We start from the raw sequence: 5,000 nt of genomic DNA, 5'->3' as shown, positions 1-5,000 counted from the left end.
CTAGGTCCGTTATCCGGATCAGGGACCCTCTGTGGTGGGTAGTTTGACTGGGGCGGTCGCCTCCTAAAGAGTAACGGAGGCGCGCGATGGTGGGCTCAGGACGGTTGGAAACCGTCTGTTAGAGTGCAATGGCATAAGCCCGCCTGACTGCGAGACTGACAAGTCGAGCAGAGACGAAAGTCGGTCATAGTGATCCGGTGGTCCCTCGTGGAAGGGCCATCGCTCAACGGATAAAAGGTACGCCGGGGATAACAGGCTGATGATTCCCAAGAGCTCATATCGACGGAATCGTTTGGCACCTCGATGTCGGCTCATCACATCCTGGGGCTGGAGCAGGTCCCAAGGGTTTGGCTGTTCGCCAATTAAAGTGGTACGTGAGCTGGGTTCAGAACGTCGCGAGACAGTTTGGTCCCTATCTGCCGTGGGCGTCGATAATTGAAAGGAGTTGACCCTAGTACGAGAGGACCGGGTTGAACATACCTCTGGTGTACCAGTCATGCCGCCAGGCGTGCTGCTGGGTAGCTATGTATGGACGGGATAACCGCTGAAAGCATCTAAGCGGGAAGCCTCCCTTAAGATAAGTTATCATAGAGTCGTGGAAGACCACCACGTTGATAGGCTGGGTGTGGAAGTGCAGTAATGCATGAAGCTAACCAGTCCTAATTACTCAATTCGCGCTTGTAGAATCCCGCCATCAACAACAATGTTGGATTAATTCAACTTGTCGTAGATGCTGGACATTATAAGCTCAGCCCACGGTAATATGTGCTTGGATTTAAGACATGCGCGTTTTACCAACGATATATCGATTAAAAGACCCGTGATTACAGTTTATGCGCTTGCTTCATTGCTTGGTGGCCATAGCATCTGTGCCCCACCCGATCCCATCTCGAACTCGGCCGTGAAACCAGATTGCGCCGATGGTACTTTGTCTTAAGGCATGGAAGAGTAGGTCGTCGCCAGGCATTGCAGCAGGCGCATGAATATGCAATCACGAGGAAATAACCCATTCACTTTTCAAAAAGCGGCCTGTCCCTTATATGGGCCGGCCGCTTTTTTATTTTTTAGAACTGCTCTAATGCAGTTTTTAATGGTGGCGCGGGATGGAGCAGTCCGGTAGCTCGTCAGGCTCATAACCTGAAGGTCGTAGGTTCAAATCCTACTCCCGCAACCAAAATAACGGCGCTTTCCCAAAGGCTTAGCGCCTTTTTTGTTTCAGTTGCAACTTTCATTCCGATTTTGATTTAGTCGGAATTCCGACTTTTTGTGATTTTGATCGGTGCCGTGCGTCTATCACTCCTGATGAGGGGTATCAGGTTGTTCTGCCATTTAATGGATCGTGCTTACGCAAATAGTCAGCTATATTTTGTCCTTTAGTCGGATATTCGGATTCTCTGATAACTGGTAATATGTCTTTTATTCATTCTACGAAACGATAAGTAAACTGCTGTCTTCGGCTAGTTAGGTTGACTGTTCATGGGCGCGCGGATTATGCAGAGTACTTAACCTTACTCAATTATTTGAGATATATCATGTTGAGACTGCTCGGTTCGCTTGTTTTTCTGCTTGGCATTGTGCTTGGAATAGGCGGTATCCAGCTTGTTTCTGTTGGCGGAAGCTGGGGCTATCTTCCGCTTGCCATATTATTAGTCGTGTCAGGAATATTTACGGTGTTACACCGCCGGTACGCGCTTGCTCTTTACGGTGCTGCGGTACTTTATGCTTTGGGATGGGGGCTAGTTGAAGTCGGCCTTGATTGGTGGGCACTAGCGCCGCGCGGCGGTTTGCTCATTATTTTAGGCATAGCTCTGCTTGCAGCGAGTTTCTGGAAAAACCGTAAAAGCGATGAGAGCCTGTGGTCGAAAGATTTTACCGTTTTGACAGCCTCTGTGGTCATTGGCGCGCTGATAGGTGTGATATCCATGTTTGCCGACCCGCATGGTATAAAAACGCCCGGACAGTCCGAGACATTTGCTTTTAGAGGTAAGAAGTTTGATGCACCCGCTACCGATTGGACAGTTTATGGGGGAACAAACGCGGGGCAGCATTATTCTTCGCTAGACCAGATAACACCAGACAATGTCGGGAAACTGGAAAAAATATGGGAATTTCATGCGGGTGATATCCATCCTGAATTAGCAGGAACCGCTTTTGAAACGACCCCGCTGAAAGTCGGCAACACGCTTTTTTTATGTACGCCGCGTAGTCAGGTAATCGCGCTTGATGCGACGACAGGCAAAAAACTTTGGGAATTTGATCCTAAGCTTGTGGCGCTTAACCCAAAGCTCAGCCATTATGTGACCTGCCGTGGCCTTAGTTATGATGATGCGAGCGATCGCGGATGGGATGTTACAGAAGGTCCTCTTCCCGATGCGAAGCTGGCCCGAGCACTTATACTGAAAAGCCGTGCGGAAGTGACAACAAAAGCAGCAGGAGTGTCTCATAATATTGCTACGGGACAGGCACAACCGAATGATCCGAACCCTGTCGTCTCACCCCAAGAATTTGCACAGCAGTCAATTCGCCCTGATTGTCTGCGCCGGATATTCTTGACCACGCGTGATGCGCGTTTGATTGCGCTTAGCGCCGAAACTGGTGTAATCTGCCCTGGATTTGGCGGCGCTGACGGAACAGTGAACCTGTGGCAAGGCATGCCGAACATTAGTCCTACCGCTTATTACACCACTTCACCGGTGCTTATTGCTGGCGACGTGGTGGTTGTTGGTGGTGCAGTCGGTGATAATCTATCCACGCAGCTGCCATCAGGTGTTGTGCGCGCATTCGACCTTAAAACCGGCAATCTCGTGTGGAATTTTGATCCCGGTAAACCCGATGCGACCGAGCCTCTGCCTTTGGGTGAAACTTACACGCAAAATGTTCCCAATAGCTGGGCTCCCGCTAGCTATGATGCGGACCTTGATCTGGTTTATCTGCCAATGGGTAATGCGTCGCCTGATCAATATGGGGTTGGTCGTTCAAAAGAGGTGGAGCGCTTTGCTTCATCCGTGACCGCGCTGAATGCCAAAACGGGTAAAGTTGCTTGGGTATTTCAGACCGTTCACCACGACTTATGGGATTATGATGTCCCCGCACAGCCCGTACTTATTGACCTTACAATAAAGAACACTCTTGTTCCTGCCTTGATCCAGCCCACAAAACAAGGCGACGTTTTCGTTCTTGACCGCCGCACCGGCAAACCTGTGTTTCCAGTCAAGGAAGTACAAGTTTCGCAGGTCGCGGTTGACGGAGAAACGCCTTCACCCTCTCAGCCTGTATCTGCTATTTCATTTGCTCCGCCCAAAGCAACAGGTGCTCAGATGTGGGGGATTACCCCGATTGATCAGATGATGTGCCGGATAGCGTTTCAGAAAATGACCTATGCTGGTCGCTATACACCGCCAACAGAAAACGGCTCACTTACTTATCCGGGCAGCTATGGTGTGCTCAATTGGGGTGGAGTCGCTGTTGATCCGGAGCGGCAAATGCTGTTTGCAATGCCAGTCTATTTGGGTTTCTCGGCGCAGCTTATTAAACGACCCGGTACGTTTGACCCGATCGTGAGCGCGCCGCAATATGGTTTGGGGAACGAGAATTTTGGCGCTCCCTATGCTTCGGTTGTAAAGCCGTTCATGTCAGCGCTAGGCCTGCCGTGCCAGCAACCTCCGTGGGGATATGTTCAGGGCGTAGACCTTACGAACGGAAAAACCCGCTATCGTCATGTTAATGGTACGGTGCGCGATCTCGCACCTGTCCCTGTACCTTTTAAGCTTGGCGTACCGGGAATTGGCGGCCCTATTATGACTAAGGGTGGTGTAGCGTTCCTTGCGGCGGCAGCGGATAATTATCTACGCGCTTATAATTCTGAGACCGGAGATGTCCTGTGGCGAGCAAGGCTTCCCGCAGGTGGTCAGTCGACACCTATCAGCTATCAAGGCGCCGACGGGCGACAATATGTCGTACAGGTGGCAGGTGGTCACGGTTATGTCGGAACAAAGCTAGGAGATTCCGTTATTGCCTATGCGTTACCCTGATACGAACCGGGGCCGCGGTATATCTCTTTTATTGCAGTGGATGTCTCGTCCGAATAGAACAAACGCAGCTGGACGTATTTCTGTCTACGCAGAAATACGTCCAGCTGTGATACTAAGAGAATCTATAGAATTTGTGGCTGATGGTTAGTCTTTCAGTGTTTCCAGATATGCTATAACTTCTGCTCTTTGCTTGTCATTACGCAAACCTGCATAGGCCATTTTTGTTCCACGCACGATTTTCAACGGTTCTTTCAAAAATTTGTCTAATGTCGCGCTGTCCCACGTCAGTCCGGATGAACGCATGGCTGGAGAATAGGCGAATCCTGCTTGTTGTGCTGCAGGATGTCCTGCCACGCCCCAAAGATTGGGGCCAATGCCATCGCGTCCATCTTTCTCAACGGTGTGACAGGTGCGGCATTGTGCAAATCCGGCGGGTGGGGCCGCTGCAGTTTCCACGCTTTTCATTGTTTCGGCACTTTCCGTGCTTTCATCAGTGTTTACAGCTTCAGCCACATTATTATTTTCTTGAGGCGTACTATCTGTTTCTGAACCACATGCGGAGAGGAGCAACAGAGTAGCAGCCGATATCAAAGTTATTTTTACGGTCATATTATTCTTCCAGATTTATTCCATCCATTGATGGCTAACTTATTAGCCGACAGCATCAGTGGAAAGTAGGTCTTCAATAGTTTTATCGTCATATCCCAAAGCGGCTAGAGTTTCATGCACATCTGCGCCCGGTTCGGGCATGGTGAATGATTGTGAGGGACGTTTGCCGCCCATCGCTATGGGCAGGGCGGGAAGCTTTGTCGCTGTGCCGTCAGGTAATATTGTTTCCTCAAGTCCGTCTCCGTTGTTAAGGTGGGGATCATCAAACATGTCCTGGGGGCGACCGATTGGCGCGAAGGGCAGGCCGGTGCCTTCCAGTTTGGTAATCAGTTCATCACGGGTATAACTGCTGATCAGCTT

The 5,000-nt window shown here is 50.2% G+C and carries 3 protein-coding genes, 1 tRNA gene and 2 rRNA genes (1 of these 6 running past the window's edge); 4 read left to right on the top strand and 2 right to left on the bottom strand.

The genetic code is table 11. The features are described from left to right. The 4 genes from AB1K62_RS05830 to AB1K62_RS05815 form a co-directional block, all read left to right on the top strand. Positions 1-683: ribosomal RNA gene (locus tag AB1K62_RS05830) — 23S ribosomal RNA — on the top strand (it extends 2,114 nt beyond the left edge of the window). Positions 684-850: 167 nt separating this feature from the next. After that, positions 851-965: ribosomal RNA gene (gene rrf / locus AB1K62_RS05825) — 5S ribosomal RNA — on the top strand. A 132-nt stretch (positions 966-1,097) separates the two neighbouring features. Beyond that, a tRNA-Met gene (locus AB1K62_RS05820) sits at positions 1,098-1,174 on the top strand. Positions 1,175-1,532: 358 nt separating this feature from the next. Beyond that, complete coding sequence (locus AB1K62_RS05815) at positions 1,533-4,031, top strand: membrane-bound PQQ-dependent dehydrogenase, glucose/quinate/shikimate family (protein ID WP_367002092.1); 2,499 nt, start codon at positions 1,533-1,535, stop codon at positions 4,029-4,031. 144 nt (positions 4,032-4,175) lie between these two features. Here the strand turns inward: AB1K62_RS05815 and AB1K62_RS05810 are convergent, their stop codons facing one another. Together AB1K62_RS05810 and AB1K62_RS05805 are read right to left on the bottom strand one after the other, a co-directional pair. Continuing rightward, a complete protein-coding gene (locus AB1K62_RS05810) occupies positions 4,176-4,640 on the bottom strand; it encodes a cytochrome c family protein (RefSeq protein ID WP_367002090.1) in 465 nt (154 codons plus the stop codon). Positions 4,641-4,682: 42 nt separating this feature from the next. After that, on the bottom strand, positions 4,683-5,000 hold a 318-nt coding region (locus tag AB1K62_RS05805; RefSeq protein ID WP_367002088.1), incomplete at its 5' end, for a CoA transferase.

The sequence above is a fragment of the Parasphingorhabdus sp. JC815 genome, from assembly GCF_040717415.1.
Taxonomy (GTDB): domain Bacteria; phylum Pseudomonadota; class Alphaproteobacteria; order Sphingomonadales; family Sphingomonadaceae; genus Parasphingorhabdus.
Note: the sequence above shows the minus strand (reverse complement) of the source record. Positions and strands in the feature narration are given on the sequence as shown.

Excerpts from the sequence above, each read along its gene's own strand:
- AB1K62_RS05815 (WP_367002092.1), top strand. The coding sequence starts at position 1,533 with ATGTTGAGACTGCTCGGTTCGCTTGTTTTTCTGCTTGGCATTGTGCTT.
- AB1K62_RS05810 (WP_367002090.1), bottom strand. The coding sequence starts at position 4,640 with ATGACCGTAAAAATAACTTTGATATCGGCTGCTACTCTGTTGCTCCTC.